This is a genomic window from Stutzerimonas tianxiuensis (assembly GCF_053470365.1).
This window is the reverse complement of record NZ_JBPVWS010000004.1, coordinates 162,007-182,028: the sequence shown is the minus strand read 5'-3', so window position 1 is coordinate 182,028 and position 20,022 is coordinate 162,007. Positions and strand designations below refer to the sequence as shown.

Sequence of the window (20,022 nt, the reverse complement as noted above, 5' to 3'; positions counted from 1 at the left end):
GAAGTGACACGAAACCCCTTGCGCTTATTGCAGTATCAGAGCATCCGCTCCAGTCCAATCACTCGGCTGAACCAGGCATTGAACCGTCGCCATGCGCCGCCCGGTTCGTGCAGTAGCACCTTTCGTTGCCCGTCATCCTCAGCGATCCAAATCAACCGCGCATCGCCGTTTCGCTCGATCAGTCGCACTTCATAGCTCACGGCGGGCGAAGTACCCTGCTGCGTGAGCTTGTGCACCTCGCTGGCCAGTTCGGAGCTGTCGATAAGGATGCCCACCTCGGTGTTCCACAACACTGAGCGGGGATCAAAGTTCAGCGAGCCGAGGAAGACCTTCTCCTTATCGAACACAGCAGCTTTGCTGTGCAGGCTGGATTCGGAATCGCCAGTGATGCTGAAGCGAGTCTCCTGGTCCGGTTGTCGGCGCAGTTCGTACAGTCTTACCCCCGCTTTCAGCAGCTCGGCGCGATAGGGCGCATAACCACCATGCACGGCGGGCACGTCGGTGGCTTCGAGGGAATTTGTCAGAATCCGTACTGCAACGCCGTTACTGGCGTGTTCTGCCAGGTAGTCAGCGCCTTGCTCGGTGGGTACGAAGTAGGCCGAGATCAACGTCAGGGATCGTCGAACCCCATCCATGCTGGGCTGAAGCTGAGTGGTCAGCAGCAGGCTTTCATCGGGGATGCCGGGCGCTTCAATCTTGTCAGGGTGATCCCAGAGCGCTTCGCCAGGTGCCCAGATGAGATCGCTCAGCCAGTGACTAGGCCGGGGCTGCAGCTCACTCATCAGGTGCTGATAGCGGCGCTAGTTCTTGCGTCGTTCAGCCTGCAGATAATCAGTGATATCGCGGCGGGCCAGCTCCAGGTCCGCTTTGCTGGGGGGATGGCGCAAGAACTGCTGGATCGGCACGCTCAGCGAATGGTTCCAGTACTGGTCGAAGCTGACCACCAGCTGCTCGGCGACGGGGCCGGCGGCGAGCAGGTCGATATCGGTGAAGTTGAAACTCTGGTCGGCATCGAAGTATTCGTCGCCCAGGTTGCGCCCGCCGATAATGGCCAGGCTGCCGTCGGCAAGCATCAGCTTGTTGTGCATGCGTCGATGTTGCTGGGAGAGGTTGAGCAGCCGACCCAGCGAGCGGGTAATCAAGGTGCTGCGGCCGATATGCAGCGGATTGAACACGCGGATCAGGATGTTCGGGTGTGCTGCCAGAGTGGCGATCTGATAATCGCTGCCATCGCTGGTGGTGTCATCGAGCAGCAGGCGCACCCTGACGCCACGGTCGGCGGCGCGCAGGACTTCTTCTATAAGCGCTCGGGTGCTGAGCCCATCGTGGACGATGTAATACTGCACATCGAGGCTTGTCCTGGCCTGACGAATCATCTGCATGCGCGCCGCAAAGGCTTCGGCGCTGTCGGACAGCAGGCGAAATCCGGAGGTGCCCGCAGGCTGCGCTGCTGCCAGCGCCTCGACTCGCTGGGCCAGAACCGAATCCTGAGCGGGCAGCGCATAAGACGTAGGGGTGGGCGTAATCTGGCCGGCACAGCCAGCCAGCAACAGCACTGCCACAAGTAGCAGGCGCATGCGCAAGTTCACTCCTGTCGATTGTTATGTTTCCTCGACAGATTGGACGCCAGCGCAACGGCGAAATTCAGAACTCGTCTTTAAGCCGATGCCAGAGCATGCCCAGGGCAAGGAGCGGTGAGCGCAGTCGCTGACCGCCAGGGAAGGTCGGGTGTGGCACGCGGGAGAACAGGTCGAAGCGCCCCTCGAGCTGTCCGCTGATGGCTTCGGCCAACAGGCGCCCGGCCAGATGCGTGGCGTTCAGGCCATGCCCGGCATAGGCCTGGGCGAAGTACACGTTTGGTTGGTCTGGCAGTCGCCCGATCTGAGGAAGGCGGTTGGCGCCAATCCCAATCATCCCGCCCCACTGGAAATCGATGCGGGTATTACGCAGGCGGGGGAACACCTCAAGCATCTTTGGCTGCATGTAGGCGGCGATGTCCTTTGGGTCGCGTCCGGAGTAGTGGCAGGCGCCGCCAAATAGCAGTCGGCTGTCGGCCGACAGGCGGAAGTAATCCAGCGCCACGCGTTGATCGCAGACAGCCATATTCTGCGGCAGCAATTCCTGTCTGACCTCTTCAGGCAGCGGCTCAGTGGCGATGATGTAACTGCCGGCGGGTAGCACCTTGCCGGCCAGCGATTTGTTCAGCGAACCCAGGTAAGCATTGCCGGCCAGCACGAGCTGGTCGGCGCGCACGCTGCCCTGCGCTGTATGCACGCGGACCTGCGGGCCATAGTCGATCCGTTTAACCGCGGATCGCTCGTAGAGCCGGACCCCGAGCGACTGCGCCGCAGCCGCTTCGCCCAGTGCCAGGTTGAGTGGATGAAGATGGCCCGAGCCCATGTCGATCAGGCCGCCCACATAGCGATCGGAGCCGATGACCTCGCGCATGGCCTCCTTTGGTACCCGTCTTAACGGATGCGGGTAGCCCAGGCGCTGAAGATCGGCGTAATCCGCTTCGAAGCCGTCAAGGTGACGCTGTTTCGTTGCAAGATCGCAGTAGCCCCAGGTCAGGTCGCATTGAATGGCGTAACGCTCGATGCGCTCGCGCACGATGTCTACCGCTTCAAAACCCATGCGCTTGAGATCGTCTACCCCCCTGTCACCCAGCACCGGCTGAAACTGCTCAACGTCGTGCCCGACGCCCCGAATCAGCTGCCCGCCGTTGCGGCCGCTGGCGCCCCAGCCGATGCGATGGGCTTCCAGTAACACCACGGAAAACCCGCGTTCGGCCAGTTCGATGGCGGTGTTGAGGCCGCTGAAGCCACCGCCGACGATGCAGACGTCGGCGCTCTGTTCGCCTTGCAAGGGCGCGAACTCAAGCGGCTGATTGGCAGTGGCGGCGTAGTAGGACGCGGCGTGATCGTGGGAATTGGAGGCCGAGTGGCGGTTTGTCATGGTTGAGCCTTGGACGGTTTGCCTGGCTGAAGGGTAGACCGGACAGGTGCCGCTGGGCAAAAGCGTAGCGCTTCGGGTCAATCCGGCACGGGCAGTTCCAGGGACTCCTTTACCTCTTCCATGACGATGTAACTCTTGGATTCGCGCACATGCGGCAGTTTGAGCAGGATGTCACCTAGCAGTTTGCGATACGACGCCATTTCCGAGATCCGGGCCTTGATCAGGTAGTCGAAATCGCCTGACACCAGGTGGCACTCAAGCACATGCGGCAGTTTCAGCACGGCACGGCGGAACTCCTCGAAGATGTCGCCTGACTTATAGGCCAGGCTGATCTCCACGAATACCAGCAACCCGCCCTTCAGATGCTGAGGATTCAGCCTCGCGGTGTAGCCCATGATAATGCCTTCCCGCTCCAGGCGCCTGACGCGCTCGGTGCATGGCGTGGTGGACAGACCGATGCGCTCGCCCAGTTCGGTAAACGGCATGCGCCCTTCAGCCTGTAGCAAGCGAAGGATTTGCCGGTCGATCTTGTCCAGTTCGCGGCGGGTCTGGTGCTTGGTCCGCATAGGCGTATCGCCTCTGTTGTCGCCGTTTATGGCGTGAATAAATCGCAAATATAGCCGTTTATATAGCGAAATCCACTGCACGCCGCTTTCTATACTCCGCAGTAACAGTGATTAGAAAAAGCCCGGTAGCACGGGTGGGAGGCGGCGATGCGTGTTCTGGTGATGGGTAGCGGCGTGATTGGCACCACCAGTGCCTACTATCTGGCGCGAGCGGGCTTCGAGGTCGTGGTAGTCGATCGTCAGCCAGCCGTGGCGATGGAAACGAGCTTTGCCAATGCCGGCCAGGTCTCCCCTGGCTATGCGTCACCCTGGGCCGCGCCCGGTGTACCCCTGAAAGCCATGAAGTGGCTGATGCAGCGCCATGCGCCGCTCGCCATCAAGCTCACCGGCGATACCCAGCAATACCTGTGGATGGCGCAGATGCTGCGCAACTGCACGGCGGCGCGCTATGCGGTGAACAAGGAGCGCATGGTTCGGCTGTCCGAATACAGTCGCGATTGCCTCGACGAGCTGCGTGCAGAAACCGGTATCGATTACGAAGGCCGGCAATGCGGCACGACCCAGCTGTTCCGCACCCAGGCCCAGCTGGATAACGCCGCCAAGGACATCGCCGTGCTGCAGGCGTCTGGCGTGCCCTATGAACTGCTCGATCGCGCCGGCATTGCGCGGGCCGAACCGGCGCTGGCCAGGGTTTCGGACAAGCTCAGTGGCGCGCTTCGCCTGCCTAACGATCAGACCGGCGATTGTCAGATGTTCACCACCAAACTCGCCGCAATGGCCCGCGAGTTGGGCGTCGAGTTTCGCTTCAATCAGGACATTCAGCGGCTGCAATTCGAGGGTGACCGGCTCGAAGGCGTCTGGATCGATGGCAAGCTGGAAACGGCTGATCGCTACGTGCTGGCGCTGGGCAGCTACAGCCCGCAGATGCTCAAGCCGCTCGGCATTCGCGCGCCGGTGTATCCGCTCAAGGGTTATTCGTTGACCGTGCCGATCAGCGACTCTGCGATGGCGCCAGTTTCAACCGTGCTCGACGAGACCTACAAAGTCGCCATCACCCGCTTCGATCAACGCATACGGGTTGGCGGTATGGCCGAAATTGCTGGCCACGATCTTTCGCTCAATCCGCGGCGTCGCGAGACCCTGGAAATGGTTGTCGGCGATCTGTTTCCACAGGGCGGCGATCCCTCCACTGCCGAACTCTGGACCGGCCTGCGCCCGGCCACGCCGGACGGCACGCCAATCATCGGTGGTACAAGCTATCGCAACCTGTATCTGAACACTGGGCACGGTACTCTTGGCTGGACCATGGCATGTGGTTCTGGCCGCTTGCTGGCCGATATGCTGGCGAGAAAGCGCACGCAGATCAGTACCGACGGCCTCGATATTTCCCGCTACGGCACCAACAAGGAATCGCACAAGCATGCCCATACAGCGCCTGCACACTAACGCTCGCATGAGTCAGATCGTCATTCACGGCAACACGGTCTATCTGGCCGGTCAGGTGGGTGAGGACATGAGCGCGGGAGTCGAGCAGCAGACCCGCGAGACGCTCGACAACATCGAACGCCTTTTGCGGCAGGCGGGTACCGATAAGCAGCACATCCTATCGGTGACTATTTATCTGAAAGACATCGATGCCGATTTTGCCGGCATGAACGCCGTCTGGGATCAATGGTTGCCAGAGGGCGTCGCCCCGGCCAGGGCCACGGTCGAGGCCAAGTTGTGCGAGCCGGAGATCCTGGTCGAACTGTCAGTGGTGGTTGCGCTGCCGGCATAACCGGATCGCTGCACGGCACGACCTGTCATTTCGTCCCGTTGTGTTGAAAATACTGAACGCCCTCGCCATCATAGCGCCCTCAGCAATCGCTCTTATTGGGGGCTCCCGTATTGGACGTCGGTGTTCGACTGCAAACCATCCGCAAGCTCAAGGGTTTGTCCCAGCGTGAACTCGCCAAACGTGCGGGCGTTACCAACAGCACGATTTCCATGATCGAGAAAAACAGTGTCAGCCCGTCGATCAGTTCGCTGAAGAAGGTGCTGAGCGGCATCCCGATGTCGCTGGTCGAGTTTTTCTCCCCTGATTTTGAGCAGGACAGCGATACCCAGGTGGTCTACAAGGCTGGGGAGCTGATCGATATTTCCGACGGCGCTATCAGCATGAGGCTTGTGGGCAAGGCACATCCGGGGCGCGCGATCGCCTTTCTTGCCGAAACCTACCCGCCTGGCGCCGATACCGGCACCGACATGCTGGCGCACCAGGGCGAAGAAGCCGGCATGCTGGTCGAGGGGCGCCTGGAGCTAACGGTGAGCGGCCAGACCTATCTATTGGAAACAGGCGACAGCTATTACTTCGAGAGCAGCAAGCCGCATCGCTTTCATAACCCGTTTGACGCGCCGGCGAAGCTGATCAGTGCCACCACGCCGGCCAACTTCTAGCCGGTACCGCTGGCCCATGCCTTTGTCAGACGCTCTATGCGACAAAGCGTCGCTGGGGATGACAGGGCCTTTCGTATTGTTTCGGCGGGCATGGCTTGCCGTTATACTGACCGCCGCTCGCGATACCGTGGCCGCGGGCGTGTCTAGCCACATGAGGGTATAAGGTGAACCTGATTAAGAAGATCCTGGTAGCACAGACTGCCGTACTGGCCCTGTGGGCAGTGAGCGCTCAGGCTGCGACCAACGACGACATCGCCGAGCGCCTGAAGCCGGTGGGCGAGGTTTGTATTCAAGGTGAAGAGTGCGCTGCGGCCGGTCCGGCTGCTGCTGCCGCTGGCGGCGGTGGCCTTAGCGCTGAAGAAGTGGTCGGCAAGTTCTGCAATGCCTGCCACGGCACCGGTCTGCTGAACTCGCCAAAAGTCGGCGATACGGCTGCCTGGCAAGTGCGTGCTGATGAGAAGGGCGGTCTGGATGCGCTGTTGGCCAACGCCATCACCGGCATCAACGCCATGCCGCCGAAAGGCACTTGCGCCAGCTGCTCGGATGACGAGCTGATGGCTGCAATCAAGCAGATGTCCGGCCTCTAAGCTTCAGCCGGTCAGATTGAGCCGCCTTCGGGCGGCTTTGTCGTGTCTGGAGGGGAGAAAAGCTGCGCCGCAGCGGGTCGAATCTTGAAACCCGTTCCCTGGGCCAAGCCGATTGCTGGTCCAGGCAAGCAGATGAGGTGCCCATGCCCAGTTCCGCCCCGCAACCCGAGCAGCTGCACTTTTCCAGTGACGGTCGTACGCCAAACAGCTCGCATCCGGTGCTGGTGTACCGGCAGTTGCCGCTGGCCGGAAACGACTACGCCGGCGCGTTCGAAAATCTGTTCAACAGCCATCTGTGGCCGGCCCAATGGCGTGCCGGCGTGTATGACTACCATCACTACCATTCCACTGCGCACGAGGTGCTTGGAGTTTCCTGTGGTTCGGCGCGGTTGATGCTCGGCGGCGAACAGGGGCAGGAAGTCGAGGTGCGTGCTGGCGATGCGCTGGTGCTGCCAGCCGGGACCGGCCATTGCCAGCTCAGCGCCAGTGATGACTTCGAAGTGGTCGGCGGCTACCCGCTAGAGCAGCGATACGACATGCTGCGGCCGGATGAAGGCAGTCATGACGAAGCGCAAGCGCGCGCACAGCGGGTCAGCGTACCGGTAAGCGATCCGGTAGCTGGCACGCAGGGCGCGCTGGTTGATCTGTGGCGTAAGGAGTAAGCCGCACGAAGCAGCGCGGGGCGCTTACTCGACGAATACCACCTGACCGTCGCTGAGGGCGGCCACGCGAGCCAGGGACTCGACGCGGAAGCCCGCTTCTTCCAGTTCCTGACGGCCCGCCTGAAACGACTTCTCGATGACGATGCCAAGCCCGGCGATGCTCGCGCCCGCCTGCTGAATGATCGAAATCAAACCCTTGGCCGCTTTGCCGTTGGCGAGAAAGTCGTCGATGATCAGCACCCGGTCGTTGGGCGACAGGTGATTGGTGGAGATCGCGATGGTGCTCTCGACCTGTTTGGTGAAGGAGTACACCGAGGCGGTCAGCAAGTGATCGGTCAGGGTCAGGGACTGATGCTTGCGGGCAAAGATAACTGGTACGCCCAGCTCCAGGCCTGCCATGATCGCCGGCGCGATGCCCGAAGCTTCGATCGTGACGATCTTGGTGATCTTCTCATCGCGGAACCGGCGCGCAAATTCCTGGCCAATCTGCTGCATCAGCACGGGGTCGATCTGATGGTTCAGGAAAGCATCGACCTTGAGTACGCGGTCGGAAAGTACGATGCCTTCATTGCGGATCTTCTGTTTCAGCTGTTCCACGAACGCGCTACCTCAAGCGTGAGCGGCCGGGTTTGCCTAATGAATCGGGGCGCCGAAAACCAGTTGGGCGCTGCGCCATGGAGGCGAGCGCCCAGCTCGTTTCGATCCAGCGCCCGTTCATCACGGCTTACCGCAGCCTGGAAAGCCGCGCATTCTCGCTCATTTCGGTGCGCGGGTCCAAGTGGACCGTTCAGTCCGCTATTTCGATCGACAGGCGGCGAAAGCGCGCCGCTTCGCCGTGGTGTTGCAGCACCAGATGTCCTTCGGCAGCCTGGGCAAAGCGCGGATAGCCGCTGAATTTGCTGTTGGCGATGTGCTTATGCAAGGTCGGATCATCGAGGCGATAGCGCAATACGCGTCGCCCGTCCAGCCAGTGCTCAACCTCGCCGTCGCGCACACTCAAGGCGGCCTCGATGAACTGCTCGGGCTCGATCGGCGTCTCCAGCTCAGGCCGCAGTAACCCGTACAGCGCACCGTTGCGTGTCATCGGCTCGCGGCCATCGGGATGGCCTCGCTCGTCGAGCAATTGCATCTCCGGACCGCTGTGCCAGCTCAGTTGCGCCTCTTCTTCGACGCGACAGAACCGCCCGGAATTGCCGGCTACTGGCAAGGCAAACTCCAGACGTAGCACAAAATCGCGGTAGCGCTCTCGTGAAATCAGGTCGACCCGGCGCGTGCCGGCGATGGCCTGAAGTTCGTCGCCCGCTGCGCGCCAGCAATCAAGGGGAAATTCGTCGCCGTGCCAGGCGCGCCACTGAGACGCGTCGAGTCGCTCGATCATGTGCTTATCCGAACAGTTGCTGTTTACGCCGCAGCCAACGGTAGCCATACGGGCCGAGTCGAATCTTTAACGGCGAGCCTTCGGGCTGGTCATAGTCGTAATCGGCGAGCACGTCGACCATGTCTTGCAGGTCATCGGCTTCGATGGTCACCGTCGTTTCCTGATCCGCCAGGTTGACCAGCATAAGCACCGTCGAGCCGTTGTCATGGCGAATGGCAAACACCGCCGGGTCGTCGACCTCGACGGTAGAGCGTTTGCCGATGCCGATCTCGCGCAGGCCAATGCGCGTGCGGATCATGTTGCCGGTGCGGGCCATCAATGAGTCACTGCGCAGGGTCTGGGCGAAGACGTTGACCTTCTCGAAGCTGAACGGACCTTCATCAATCAGCGGCGCCGCCAGTTCACCCGTGGTGCAGGAAAAACCGGCGTTGGGCTCGTTGGACCATTGCATGGGGGTTCTTACGGCCTGGCGTTCGGGACGCTCCATGTCGTCGCCCATGCCGATCTCTTCCCCGTAGCGGATGATCGGCGTGCCGGGCAGCGAGAACAGCAGCGCGTGGGTGGCGGCGATGCGACGCTCGTCGCCGTCGAGCATGGGCGCAAGGCGTCGGCGGATGCCGCGATTGTAGGCGCGCATCTTCGGGTCGGGCGCGAAGGTGTCCATCACCTCCTTGCGTTCATCTTCATCCAGCCGGTCAAGACTCAGCTCGTCGTGATTGCGAATCCAAAGTGCGTACTGCGAATGGCTGGGCGGCAGCGGCTGACCATTGAGCGCGCGGGTCAGGGGCTCGGCCTGTTGCCGCGCCAGCGCCAGGAACAGGTGGTTGTTGGTCCAGAAGTCCAGCAGCAGGGTGACGCGGTCGGCCTCATCGCCAAAGTACTCCACGTATTTTTCCGGGTCGGTGTCGATCTCACCAAGCAGTACCGTCTCCGGCCGGCGCATGGTGACGAAGTCGCGCATGTGTTCGAGCAGCCAGTAACCCTTTTCGAGATCGCCGCCGCCGGCCTGGCGCACCATGTGCACAGCGGCGTCGATACGGAAGCCGGAGACGCCCAGGCGCAGCCAGAACGACATGATCCGTTCGATCTCGTGGATCACCCGCGGGTTGGCCAGGTCCAGGTCCGGCTCGTGCTTGTAGAACAGATGGCGATAGTACTGGCCGGCTTCCTCGTCCCAGGTCCAGATACTGTCCTCCACGGTCGGAAAGATCGGCGCCATTGAGTCGTCCGGCTCGTCCGCCCAGATGTAGTAGTCGCGGTAGGGCGAGTCGCGATCTCGGCGCGCTTCCTGAAACCATTTGTGCTCGCTGGAGGTGTGCTGCACCAGCAGCTCGACGATCACGTGCAGGCCGAGCTCTTCGGCTTTTTCCAGCAGCGCGACCATGTCGGCCAGGTCGCCGAATTGCGGGGCGATCTGCAGGTGATCAGTGACGTCATAACCCGCGTCGAGAAACGGCGAGGCGTAGCAGGGCATGATCCAGACCGCGGTGGCACCCAGGCCGCGGATGTAGTCCAGGCGTTCGGTGATGCCTTTCAGATCACCGCAGCCATCGCCGTTGCTGTCGCGGAACAGAGCGGGATCGACCTGATAGATCACCGCGTTGCGATACCAGAGTGGACGCATGCTCAACCCTCCGTCGGGCGCAGAATGACTGCCTGCAGCGAGTTCAAGGTTCCGCTATAGGGCTCGCCTTCGCCGACCCCATCGCTGGCAACTTCTACTTGCCAGGCACCGGCGTGCGGGTAAGCGTGGGAGTGTTCGGCAAAATTGATGCAGACCAGCCGACAGTCATCGCCGAGCTGTCTGCGGTAAACCAGCACTTCGGGATGTGACGGTAGCTCTTCGAAACTGCCGTTATGCAGTGCCGGGCTGGCCTTGCGTGCCGCCAGGAGGCGTTGGTAGAGCGCGAACACTGAATTGGCAGCACCGGTCTGCCGCTCTGCAGCGAGCTCGTCAGCTTCGGGTGGGAAGGGTAGCCATGGCTCGGCGCCGCTCCAGCCGTGCGGTGGCTCCGCTTGCCAGGGAATGGGCGCACGGCAGCCATCCCGGCCGCCCGGATCGACACGGGTATCGGCGGTGATCAGCGCATCCTCCAGCCCCAATTCCTCGCCCTGATAAATGAACGGTGTGCCGCGCAGCGTCAACAGCAGCACCGCCGCGGCGCGGGCGGCCTGCTCGGAACCCTTGTAGCGGCTGCGCTGGCGCACGTTGTCGTGGTTGGACAGGACCCAGGTCGGCCAGGCCCCGGACGGTTGCAGCCAGTGTTCGACCTCACGGATGCAGGTGCGAAACAGCACCGGGTCCCAGGGCGCATCGAGCGGGTTGAAGTTGAAGGCCAGGTGCAGCTCGTCACCGGCGCCGTAGTACTGCAGCACGCGCTCGGTCGAGCGGATATTTACCTCACCCACCAGCATGCGGTCGCCGGGATAGCTGTCGACCAGCCGGCGCAGGCCACGCAGGACTTCATGGCTGTAGGGCTGGTCGTTGAAATCCGACAGTGGCTGACCGGCCTGGCAGCGGGGATCGTCGGCGAAACTTGGATCCTTGCCCGTGCAGTGAATGACATCGATGCGAAAGCCGTCGACGCCGCGGTCGAGCCAGAAGCGCAGCACGTCATGCATGGCCGCGACCACCTCCGGGTTGCGCCAGTTGAGGTCCGGTTGCTTGGCCAGAAACAGGTGCAGGTAGTACTGCTGGGTGTGTTCGTCCCAGGTCCAGGCGCTGCCGGCACCCAGCGCGGCGCGCCAGTTGTTCGGCTGATCGCGCCAGATGTACCAGTCGCGCTTGGGGTTGTCCCGCGAGCTGCGCGACTCGACGAACCAGGGGTGCTCATCGGAGGTGTGATTGGGCACAAAGTCCAGCAGCACGCGAATGCCGCGGGCATGTGCTTCGGCGATCAGCCGGTCGATGTCGGCCAGCGAGCCGAACAGCGGGTCGATATCGCAGTAGTCACTGATGTCGTAGCCGGCATCGGCCATCGGCGAACGGAAGATCGGTGACAGCCACAGGGCGTCGACGCCCAGCTGTTGCAGGTGATCGAGATGGCGCAGCACGCCGTTGAGGTCACCGATGCCGTCGCCGTCGCTGTCGGCGAAGGAACGCGGGTAGATCTGGTAAATGGTGGCGCCTTTCCACCAGGGTGCCTGGGATGACTCGCTCATTGCTCGTAGCCCTTTTCCGGTGTGCGGCAAGCCCTGCGCAACGGACCTGTGAGAGTTACGACTGACGAGCGGTGCTCCGGTTTCCCCTATTCGTTGATCTCCGTCGGACGGTACTGAACGCGACCCGGGATACTCCGACTAACCTTCACCAGCCTCAACGACACCAGGAGACCGCCATGTTGCGTATTGCTATCAACGGTTATGGCCGTATCGGCCGAGCTGTACTGCGAGCCCTGTTCGAGCGAAATCTGGAAAATCAGATCCACATCGAAGCGATCAATGACCTCAGCGAGCGGTCGGCCATGGCCCACCTGACGCGCTTCGATACCACTTTTGGCCGGTTCCACGGCCAGGTCGATCTGCGCGATGACGTGATGCAGATCCGCGGCCAGTCGATCCGACTGCTGCAGGAGCGGGACCCTACACAGCTACCCTGGAAGCAGCTGGGCGTCGACGTTGTGCTGGAGTGCACCGGAAAGTTCAAGAAGCGCGACCTGATCGACCAGCATTTGCAGGCGGGTGCAAAGCGGGTGTTTGCCTCACACCCGCTCGATGGCGCAGACCTCACGGTGGTCTACGGCGTCAATCACGAGCTGCTGGGCGATCAAAAGGTGATTTCCAATGCCTCCTGCACCACCAACTGCCTGGCGCCGCTGGCCAAGGTGCTGCATGACGCGGTAGGCATCCGCCAGGGGCTGCTCAACACGGTGCATTCCTACACCAACGACCAGAGCCTGCTGGACAAGGCGCACAAGGATCTCTACCGCGCCCGTGCGGCCGCGGAGTCGATGATTCCCTCGACCACCGGCGCGGCGAAGGCCATCGGCCTGGTGCTGCCCGAACTGGCCGGGCGGCTGGATGGCCTGGCGGTGCGGGTGCCAACGCCCAATGTGTCGCTGGTCGACCTGACCTTCACTGCCGAACGTGCGCCGGGCAGCGTTGAAGCGATCAACCAGATTCTGCGCGACGGTGCGCAGAAGATGCCGCTCGGGGTGATGGAGTGCAACGATCTGCCGCTGGTATCCCGCGACTTCTTTGGCCATCCGACCTCGTGCGTGGCCGACCTCAGCCATACCCGCGTGCAGGGTGATCTGGTCAAGGTGCTGGCCTGGTACGACAACGAATGGGCCTTCTCCAACCGCATGCTCGATGTGCTGCTGCACTGGGGCGACGGCAAGGCGCAGGCCAGCTGAAGGTAAACGCATGAGCAGAGGCGAGGGCATCTGGGCGCAACCGTTGGCAGACTTTCGCGCCGCGGTGGCGGCTGACAAGCCGACGCCCGGTTGCGGTGCGGCCGCCGCTGTCACCGCCGACATCGGCTTGGCGCTGGTGGTGAAGGGGCTGCGCATCAGTGAGGCGCACGGCGCCAACCCGGCGCGCCTGCAATTGCTGCAGGCCGCTGAAGCGCTGATGGGCCGACCTGGGGCCTTTGCCGACGACGACATGCAGGCCTTCAGTGACTACCTGAGCGCTGCCCGTGAAGGGGAAGCCGAGGACAAGCAGGCGGCGGCGCGTCAGGCCTGTGCGGTGCCGCTGGCCCTGGCGCATTGCTGTCTGGAGGCGCTCGAACTTGCCGTCGATGCCTGGCCGCTTACCGATCCGAACGTGCAAAGCGATGTTCAGGCAGGGGCCGTGCTGATTCATGCGGGGCTCAGTGCGGCGCTGATCAACGTCGATGCCGATATGCCGAGCCTCGACGCCGGAGCGACACGTGAACAGGCCGGGCAGACACGCCGACGCCTGCAGAGCGAAGGCGATGCTTTGCTGCGGCGGCTGGCCGATCCTGGCAGGTAGCGGTTCCCCAAGAAGTCTTGGAAGCTCAGCGGCTTCTGCTCGCCTGTAGCGCTCGGAGTTTGGCGTCTACTTGGTAAAACGCGAGCAAGCTCGCTACTGCGAGATCAGTGACCGATCCGGCGGCTGCTCACTTCCCTAATGCGTGCGCCGACGTAATGCTTGATGACCTATAACGAGAAAAAACGTCTCGTTATAGGTTGACGGCTGCTTGTGTTGTTTCTAGTCTCAGAGCCAAGTGAGACGAGCTGTCTCAACATAACAATCGAGACCAGCGTCATCTCGGGCTTCGTTCGGCGCTATGCCGATGTTGTACGTCCCGCGACCGCCCCCCGGAGAACGCCATGAGCCACCGCATCGTCCTGCCGCGCCTGATGGAAGTCGGCGCCGGCGCCAGTCAGCAGATTGTTTCCGTACTCCAGAACCTTGGCTGCAAGCGGCCGCTGATCGTCACCGACCGGATGATGGTCGAGTTGGGCTACGTCGCGCGGATCAGCGAAACCCTGGCCAAGGCCGATATCCCCAGCGACTGCTTCGCCGACACCCTGCCTGAGCCGACCGCCGCGTCGATCCGTGCCGGTGTCGAGATGGTGCGCGCCGGCAGTTACGACTCGATCATCGCGCTGGGCGGCGGCAGCCCGATCGACTCGGCCAAAGCCATCGGCATCCTTGGCAAGTTCGGCGGCGAGATGCGCGATTACCGTTTCCCACGCGATGTAAGTGAAGCGGGCCTGCCGCTGATTGCCATTCCGACTACGGCTGGCACCGGCTCGGAAGCCACGCGCTTCACCATCATCACCGACGAAACCAGCGACGAGAAAATGCTCTGCGCCGGCCTTGGCTTCATGCCGGTGGCCGCGCTGATCGACTTTGAGCTGACCCTCTCGCTACCGCCGCGCGTGACCGCCGATACCGGCATCGATGCGCTGACCCACGCCATCGAGGCCTATGTCAGCCGCAAGGCCAGTCTCTACAGTGATTCCCAGGCGCTTGAGGCCATGCGCCTGCTGGCGCCGAACTTGCGCCCGGCGTTCCACGAGCCCGGCAACCGCCAGGCCCGTGAGGCGATGATGCTCGGCGCGACACTGGCGGGCATAGCCTTCTCCAATGCCTCGGTGGCGCTGGTGCATGGCATGAGCCGGCCGATCGGTGCGTTCTTCCATGTGCCGCACGGGCTGTCCAACGCCATGCTGCTGCCGGCGATCACCGCGTTTTCCATACCCGCCGCGCCTGAGCGCTACGCTGACTGTGCCCGCGCCATGGGCGTGGCGGCGCAAACCGACAGCGTCGAAGCGGCCAATGAAAAGCTGCTGACCGAGCTGCGCGCGATCAACCAAGAGTTGCAGGTGCCCAGCCCCGAACAGTTCGGCATCACCCGCGAGCGCTTCTTCGAATTGCGCGAAACCATGGCCAAGCAGGCGCTGGCCTCGGGCTCGCCCGGCAACAACCCGCGCGTGCCTACCGAAGCGGAAATCATCGACCTCTACGAAACCGTCTGGAACCAGGAGTGACCCATGCAGACCCTCGGCAACCTGATCAACAACGAGGCCGTCGCTGGCCGCTCCGAACGCCACGCGACCGTCTATAACCCTGCCACTGGCGAGCCGCGCCTATACGTGTCGTTGTCCTCGGCGGATGAAACCCGCGAGGCCATCGGCGCGGCCCAGGCTGCTTTTGATGGCTGGTCGAAGACGCCGCCGCTGGTGCGTGCCCGCGTCATGTTCCGCTTCAAGGCGCTGCTTGAAGCGCGTCGCGACGACGTCGCCCGGCTGATCTCTCTGGAGCACGGCAAGGTTTTTTCAGACGCTCAGGGCGAAGTCACTCGCGGCCTTGAAGTGGTGGAGTTCGCCTGCGGCATCCCACATCTGCTCAAGGGCGAGTTCTCGCCCAATGTCGGGCGCGACATCGATTCCAACTCGCTGATGCAGCCGCTGGGCGTTTGCGTCGGCATCACCCCGTTCAACTTCCCGGCCATGGTGCCGCTGTGGATGCTGCCGGTGGCCATCGCCTGCGGGAATACTTTTGTCCTCAAGCCTTCGGAAAAGGACCCGAGCGCGACCATGCTGCTTGGGGAGCTGCTGGCCGAAGCCGGACTGCCGGCGGGCGTGCTGAACATCGTTAACGGCGACAAGGAAGCGGTGGACGTGCTGCTGACCGATGAGCGCGTGCAGTCGGTGAGTTTTGTCGGCTCGACGCCGATTGCCGAGTACATCTACAGCACCGCCTCGGCGCACGGTAAGCGCTGCCAGGCCCTGGGCGGCGCCAAGAACCACATGGTGATCATGCCGGACGCCGATCCGCAGCAAGTGGTGGGCTCGTTGATGGGCGCCGCCTACGGTTCAGCCGGTGAGCGGTGCATGGCCATCTCGGTGGCGGTCTGCGTCGGCGACGAAGTGGCCGACAACCTGGTCGAAATGCTCAAGGGCGAAATCGGCCAGATGCGCACCGGCCCTGGCACGGGTGTCGAACCCGAGCCGCACATGGGCCCGCTGGTCACTCGCGAGCATCAGCAGAAGGTCTCCAGCTACATCGACCTAGGCGTCGAAGAAGGCGCGACACTGGTCTGCGACGGGCGCGGGTTGAAAGTCGAGGGCTACGAGAACGGCTTCTACGTCGGCCCGACCCTGTTCGACCGCGTAACGGCGGAGATGCGCATCTATAAAGAGGAGATTTTCGGTCCGGTGCTGGTCGTGGTGCGGGTGCAGTCCTTCGACGAAGCGCTGAAGCTGGTCAACGACCACGAGTTCGGTAACGGCACCTCGATCTTCACCCGTGACGGCGACACCGCACGGCAGTACGAGGAAGAGGTGAAGGTCGGCATGGTTGGCGTCAACGTACCGATCCCGGTGCCGATGGCGTTCCACTGCTTTGGCGGCTGGAAGCGCTCGATCTTCGGCCCGCTGAACATGCACGGTCCGGACGGCGTGCGTTTCTTCACCCGGATGAAGACCGTGACCCGGCGCTGGCCGACCGGCATCCGAGCTGGGGCGGATTTCTCGATGCCGACGATGAAGTAGGCACTTGCAGGGGGGCGTCTTGGTGGGCCGAAGCCCACCCTACAGAACCGGGCATGCACGGGCGGCGGAAATGCGCCCCTCTTCCTCGATAAAAATCGTCATGGTGCGGGCAGAGCTCGCCCGCCCTGGGTGCGAATTTCTCGACGCGAATCATGAATAGACGCGCGTAGGGTGGGCTTGAGCCCACCAGCGTGTTCAGCCCACATGCGTCGATACGCTCGTTCCGCGCTATGGCGGTCCACTTTTTGAACAACAAGGCAGACGATGCGCAGCACTTCCCGCGAAAAAGGCTCTTCCATCACCCGTGTGCTGGAAATCATCGAAGCCGTGGCTGGCGCAACGGAGCCGCTGACGCCCAGTGCTTTGGCTGAAAAGCTGGACATCCCCAAGGCCAGCGCCCATCGCCTGGTGCAAACTCTGGAGAAAGAGGGTTTTCTGCAGTTCGGCCTGCGTGGCGGCCTGCTGCCGGGTGATCGGCTGCACGCCACGGCGGTGAATATCCTCGGCAGCGGTCGGCACAAAGCCTTGCGTCAGGCAATCCTGCGTCAGCTGTCCGACGAGATTGGCGAAACCTGCGGCCTGTCCGTGCCCGATGGTTTGGATATGCTCTACTTCGACCGGGTGCAGACCAACTGGCCGCTGCAGATCAACCTGCCCATCGGCAGCCACACGCCGCTCTGGTGCACCGCCAGCGGCAAGCTCTATCTCGCGTCGTTGCCGGATGATCAGCTCGAGCGGATCCTGCCGCGCCTGCCGATTCGGCAGCTGGCGCGCAATACGCTGACCGACCTCAGTGCCTTGCGTGACGATCTGGTGCGGATTCGCGAAGAGGAGCTGGCCACCGATTCGGAGGAGTTTATCGATGGCATGGTCGCCTGCGCCGTGCCGGTGCGCGATTGCCGCGGCGAGCTAAGCGCCTGCCTGTTCACCCATGCGCCGGTGATTCGCTGCTCGATGGAGTCGCTGCTGGTGTTCGTGCCGCGCCTGCGGGTGGCGGCCGGGGAGCTCGAGGCGATTGTCAGCGGTTGAGGTGCCGTAGGGTGGATGTCGCTTCTCACATCCACCGTGAAGTGCCGGTGGAGCACCACCCGGTGGATCGATGTAGCGAGATGCACCCTACGGCGGCTGCTCGGTCGGCAATGGGTAGGGTGGATGACGCTCTTTTCATCCACCGTGGTCCCGCTCGGCGCCGCGTCATGTGGTGAATTGCCCGCCGGTGGATCGCCACCCGCTGGCTCCGCACCCGGTCAATCGCGACCCGGTGGATCGATGGAGCGTGATCCACCCTACGTCTGCCTGAACCGCCTGCGGCTACTTCTTCAACATCGCTCGCATCGCCGCCAGCGCATCGTTGCCGCGGGCCGCTTTGACTTCGACCGGTGCGTCTTCCTGGCCTTCCCAGACCAGATCCTCGGGCGGCAGCTCGTCAAGGAAGCGGCTCGCCGTGCAGTCGATCACCTCGCCGTACTGCTTGCGCTTGGCGGCAAAGGTCAGCGCCAGGTTGCGTTTGGCGCGGGTGATGCCGACGTAGGCCAGGCGCCGCTCTTCTTCGATGGTGTCGGACTCGATGCTGGAGCGGTGCGGCAGGATCTCCTCCTCGAAGCCGATGATGTACACCGAGGGGAATTCCAGGCCCTTGGAGGCGTGCATGGTCATCATCTGCACACCTTCGGCGCCTTCCTCCTCTTCCTGCTGGCGCTCGAGCATGTCGCGCAGCACCAGCTTGCCAATGGCGTCCTCAATGGTCATGTCGCCGTCTTCGTCTTTTTCCAGCGTGCTTTTCAGCGCATCGACGAGGAACCAGACGTTGCCCATGCGCGCGTCTGCCACCTTGTCGCTGGAAGCGTTCTGGCGCAGCCAGTTCTCGTAGTCGATGTCCATCACCATGCTGCGAATGGCGGCGATCGGATCGTTTTGCGCGCACTCTTGGCGCACGCGGTCCATCCAACGTTTGAAACGCGCCAGGCGTTCGGTGAAGCGAGCGTCGAGGTGCTCGCCCAGGCCGATCTCGTCGGCGGCGGCGTACATGCTGATCTTGCGCTCGTTGGCGTAGTTGCCGAGTTTTTCCAGGGTGGTCGAGCCAATCTCGCGGCGCGGCACGTTGATCACCCGCAGGAAGGCGTTGTCGTCATCCGGGTTGACCAGCAGGCGGAAGTAGCTCATCAAGTCCTTCACCTCCTGGCGGGCGAAGAAGCTGGTGCCGCCGCTCAGGCGATAGGGGATCTGGTGGTGCTGTAGCTTGAGCTCCATCAGCTTGGCCTGGTAGTTGCCACGATAAAGAATGGCGAAATCGCTGTAGGGGCGCTGGGTACGCAGGTGCTCGGTGAGGATCTCCAGCGCCACGCGCTCGCACTCGGCGTCCTCGTTGCGCGTGCGGATCACGCGGATCTCGTCGCCGTGGCCCATGTCCGACCAAAGCTGTTTCTCGAACACGTGCGGGTTGTTGGCGATGAGGATGTTGGCGCATTTGAGGATGCGACTGGTGGAGCGGTAGTTCTGCTCCAGCATCACCACTTTCAAGGACGGGTAGTCCTCTTTGAGCAGCATCAGGTTTTCCGGTCGCGCGCCACGCCAGGCGTAGATCGACTGGTCGTCGTCACCAACTACGGTGAACTGGTTGCGCATGCCGACCAGCAGTTTCACCAACAGATACTGGCTGGCGTTGGTGTCCTGGTATTCGTCGACCAGCAGGTAGCGGATGCGGTTCTGCCACTTCTCCAGGATGTCGGCGTGCTCCTGGAAGAGCTTGACCGGCAGCAGGATCAGGTCGTTGAAGTCCACCGCGTTGTAGGCCTTGAGCGTGCGCTGGTAGTGCAGGTAGACGATGGCGGCAGTCTGTTCCTTGGGGTTGCGCGCGTTGGCCAGTGCCTCGTCAGGCAGAATCAGGTCATTCTTCCAGCTGTCGATGTAGTTCTTGATCTCATCGGCGCCGTCATCGCCGGAATACTCCTTCTGCATGATGTCGGTGAGCAGCGCCTTGATGTCGCCGTCGTCGAAGATCGAGAAGCCGGGCTTGTAGCCCAGACGCGCGTATTCCTTGCGGATGATGTTCATCCCCAGGTTGTGGAAGGTGGACACGGTCAGCCCGCGCGCCTCGGCACCTTTGAGCAGCGTGCCGACGCGTTCCCTCATCTCGCGCGCCGCCTTGTTGGTGAAGGTCATGGCGACGATGTGGCGGGCCTGGATGCCGCACTGCTGCACCAGATAGGCGATCTTGCGAGTGATCACGCTGGTTTTGCCGGAACCGGCACCGGCGAGCACCAGCATGGGGCCGCCGACGTAGTTCACGGCTTCCTGCTGCCGGGGATTGAGTCGGGACATTCTCGTTTGGTCTGTTGAAGCGGGGGCGAGAGTTTAGCAGGGCTGGCCCCGCTAATTGGTAACGTCCGGGCACTGGCGCTACCGGTCGTCGCCGACAGGGCTGGGTTATTCGTCACGATGCACTAGTCTATGCGCGCGGCGCCCGTT

Annotated in this window: 17 protein-coding genes and 1 pseudogene; 10 read left to right on the top strand and 8 right to left on the bottom strand. The window is 62.6% G+C overall.

Annotated elements, in window-relative coordinates:
• Nucleotides 1-35: 35 nt before the first annotated feature.
• The 3 genes and pseudogenes from ACSSNI_RS07425 to ACSSNI_RS07415 form a co-directional block, all read right to left on the bottom strand.
• Nucleotides 36-1,583: pseudogene (locus tag ACSSNI_RS07425) on the bottom strand (phospholipase D family protein).
• A gap of 61 nt (nt 1,584-1,644) precedes the next feature.
• Nucleotides 1,645-2,955, bottom strand: a complete 1,311-nt coding sequence (locus ACSSNI_RS07420; RefSeq protein WP_200636259.1) for an NAD(P)/FAD-dependent oxidoreductase — start codon at nt 2,953-2,955, stop codon at nt 1,645-1,647.
• Between the two features lie 77 nt (nt 2,956-3,032).
• Entirely contained in the window at nt 3,033-3,521 is a 489-nt protein-coding gene (locus ACSSNI_RS07415) for an Lrp/AsnC ligand binding domain-containing protein (RefSeq protein ID WP_021207170.1), read from the bottom strand.
• 147 nt (nt 3,522-3,668) lie between these two features.
• Here ACSSNI_RS07415 and dadA point away from each other — a divergent pair, with 147 nt between their 5' ends.
• From dadA to ACSSNI_RS07390, 5 genes are all read left to right on the top strand, one after another.
• Entirely contained in the window at nt 3,669-4,967 is a 1,299-nt protein-coding gene (dadA, locus tag ACSSNI_RS07410) for a D-amino acid dehydrogenase (RefSeq protein WP_200636261.1), read from the top strand.
• Nucleotides 4,942-5,298: a RidA family protein gene (locus ACSSNI_RS07405; protein ID WP_200636263.1), complete on the top strand. Its 357-nt coding sequence runs from the start codon at nt 4,942-4,944 to the stop codon at nt 5,296-5,298. The genes dadA and ACSSNI_RS07405 overlap by 26 nt, the downstream gene beginning before the upstream one ends.
• A gap of 110 nt (nt 5,299-5,408) precedes the next feature.
• A complete protein-coding gene (locus tag ACSSNI_RS07400) occupies nt 5,409-5,957 on the top strand; it encodes a cupin domain-containing protein (RefSeq protein WP_102837724.1) in 549 nt (182 codons plus the stop codon).
• Nucleotides 5,958-6,121: 164 nt separating this feature from the next.
• Nucleotides 6,122-6,544, top strand: a complete 423-nt coding sequence (locus tag ACSSNI_RS07395) for a c-type cytochrome (protein WP_102837723.1) — start codon at nt 6,122-6,124, stop codon at nt 6,542-6,544.
• Between the two features lie 143 nt (nt 6,545-6,687).
• On the top strand, nt 6,688-7,206 hold the full coding sequence (locus ACSSNI_RS07390) for a cupin domain-containing protein (RefSeq protein WP_200636265.1): 519 nt from the start codon (nt 6,688-6,690) through the stop codon (nt 7,204-7,206).
• Nucleotides 7,207-7,230: 24 nt separating this feature from the next.
• Here ACSSNI_RS07390 and ACSSNI_RS07385 read toward each other — a convergent pair whose 3' ends face one another.
• From ACSSNI_RS07385 to ACSSNI_RS07370, 4 genes are all read right to left on the bottom strand, one after another.
• Nucleotides 7,231-7,803 (bottom strand): xanthine phosphoribosyltransferase, encoded by a 573-nt coding sequence (locus ACSSNI_RS07385; protein WP_200636267.1) that lies wholly within the window; start codon nt 7,801-7,803, stop codon nt 7,231-7,233.
• Between the two features lie 190 nt (nt 7,804-7,993).
• The gene (locus tag ACSSNI_RS07380) at nt 7,994-8,584 is read right to left on the bottom strand and encodes a 3-keto-disaccharide hydrolase (protein ID WP_200636268.1); all 591 of its coding nucleotides are present in this window, start codon (nt 8,582-8,584) and stop codon (nt 7,994-7,996) included.
• A 4-nt stretch (nt 8,585-8,588) separates the two neighbouring features.
• Complete coding sequence (locus tag ACSSNI_RS07375) at nt 8,589-10,208, bottom strand: alpha-amylase family protein (protein ID WP_200636269.1); 1,620 nt, start codon at nt 10,206-10,208, stop codon at nt 8,589-8,591.
• Between the two features lie 2 nt (nt 10,209-10,210).
• Nucleotides 10,211-11,746: an alpha-amylase family glycosyl hydrolase gene (locus tag ACSSNI_RS07370; RefSeq protein ID WP_200636270.1), complete on the bottom strand. Its 1,536-nt coding sequence runs from the start codon at nt 11,744-11,746 to the stop codon at nt 10,211-10,213.
• Nucleotides 11,747-11,922: 176 nt separating this feature from the next.
• On the opposite strand from ACSSNI_RS07370, the gene gap reads away from it, so the two are divergent.
• The 5 genes from gap to ACSSNI_RS07345 all read left to right on the top strand — a co-directional run bounded on the left by gap (nt 11,923) and on the right by ACSSNI_RS07345 (nt 17,583).
• A complete protein-coding gene (gene gap / locus ACSSNI_RS07365) occupies nt 11,923-12,939 on the top strand; it encodes a type I glyceraldehyde-3-phosphate dehydrogenase (RefSeq protein ID WP_200636271.1) in 1,017 nt (338 codons plus the stop codon).
• Between the two features lie 10 nt (nt 12,940-12,949).
• Complete coding sequence (locus tag ACSSNI_RS07360; protein WP_200636272.1) at nt 12,950-13,540, top strand: cyclodeaminase/cyclohydrolase family protein; 591 nt, start codon at nt 12,950-12,952, stop codon at nt 13,538-13,540.
• 341 nt (nt 13,541-13,881) lie between these two features.
• Nucleotides 13,882-15,048 (top strand): iron-containing alcohol dehydrogenase, encoded by a 1,167-nt coding sequence (locus ACSSNI_RS07355; RefSeq protein WP_200636273.1) that lies wholly within the window; start codon nt 13,882-13,884, stop codon nt 15,046-15,048.
• Nucleotides 15,049-15,051: 3 nt separating this feature from the next.
• Nucleotides 15,052-16,554: a CoA-acylating methylmalonate-semialdehyde dehydrogenase gene (locus tag ACSSNI_RS07350; protein ID WP_200636275.1), complete on the top strand. Its 1,503-nt coding sequence runs from the start codon at nt 15,052-15,054 to the stop codon at nt 16,552-16,554.
• A gap of 264 nt (nt 16,555-16,818) precedes the next feature.
• Nucleotides 16,819-17,583: an IclR family transcriptional regulator gene (locus ACSSNI_RS07345; protein ID WP_200636277.1), complete on the top strand. Its 765-nt coding sequence runs from the start codon at nt 16,819-16,821 to the stop codon at nt 17,581-17,583.
• Nucleotides 17,584-17,865: 282 nt separating this feature from the next.
• Here ACSSNI_RS07345 and rep read toward each other — a convergent pair whose 3' ends face one another.
• Nucleotides 17,866-19,875 carry a DNA helicase Rep gene (gene rep, locus ACSSNI_RS07340; RefSeq protein ID WP_200636279.1) on the bottom strand — a complete coding sequence of 670 codons (2,010 nt, stop codon included), beginning with the start codon at nt 19,873-19,875 and terminating at the stop codon, nt 17,866-17,868.
• Nucleotides 19,876-20,022: the final 147 nt, after the last annotated feature.

Bases quoted from the DNA above. Each gene is read 5' to 3' on its own strand.
- ACSSNI_RS07420 (WP_200636259.1), bottom strand. From the start codon at position 2,955: ATGACAAACCGCCACTCGGCCTCCAATTCCCACGATCACGCCGCGTCC.
- ACSSNI_RS07415 (WP_021207170.1), bottom strand. From the start codon at position 3,521: ATGCGGACCAAGCACCAGACCCGCCGCGAACTGGACAAGATCGACCGG.
- dadA (WP_200636261.1), top strand. From the start codon at position 3,669: ATGCGTGTTCTGGTGATGGGTAGCGGCGTGATTGGCACCACCAGTGCC.
- ACSSNI_RS07405 (WP_200636263.1), top strand. From the start codon at position 4,942: ATGCCCATACAGCGCCTGCACACTAACGCTCGCATGAGTCAGATCGTC.
- ACSSNI_RS07390 (WP_200636265.1), top strand. From the start codon at position 6,688: ATGCCCAGTTCCGCCCCGCAACCCGAGCAGCTGCACTTTTCCAGTGAC.
- ACSSNI_RS07380 (WP_200636268.1), bottom strand. From the start codon at position 8,584: ATGATCGAGCGACTCGACGCGTCTCAGTGGCGCGCCTGGCACGGCGAC.
- ACSSNI_RS07375 (WP_200636269.1), bottom strand. From the start codon at position 10,208: ATGCGTCCACTCTGGTATCGCAACGCGGTGATCTATCAGGTCGATCCC.
- ACSSNI_RS07370 (WP_200636270.1), bottom strand. From the start codon at position 11,746: ATGAGCGAGTCATCCCAGGCACCCTGGTGGAAAGGCGCCACCATTTAC.
- gap (WP_200636271.1), top strand. From the start codon at position 11,923: ATGTTGCGTATTGCTATCAACGGTTATGGCCGTATCGGCCGAGCTGTA.
- ACSSNI_RS07360 (WP_200636272.1), top strand. From the start codon at position 12,950: ATGAGCAGAGGCGAGGGCATCTGGGCGCAACCGTTGGCAGACTTTCGC.
- ACSSNI_RS07355 (WP_200636273.1), top strand. From the start codon at position 13,882: ATGAGCCACCGCATCGTCCTGCCGCGCCTGATGGAAGTCGGCGCCGGC.
- ACSSNI_RS07350 (WP_200636275.1), top strand. From the start codon at position 15,052: ATGCAGACCCTCGGCAACCTGATCAACAACGAGGCCGTCGCTGGCCGC.
- ACSSNI_RS07345 (WP_200636277.1), top strand. From the start codon at position 16,819: ATGCGCAGCACTTCCCGCGAAAAAGGCTCTTCCATCACCCGTGTGCTG.
- rep (WP_200636279.1), bottom strand. From the start codon at position 19,875: ATGTCCCGACTCAATCCCCGGCAGCAGGAAGCCGTGAACTACGTCGGC.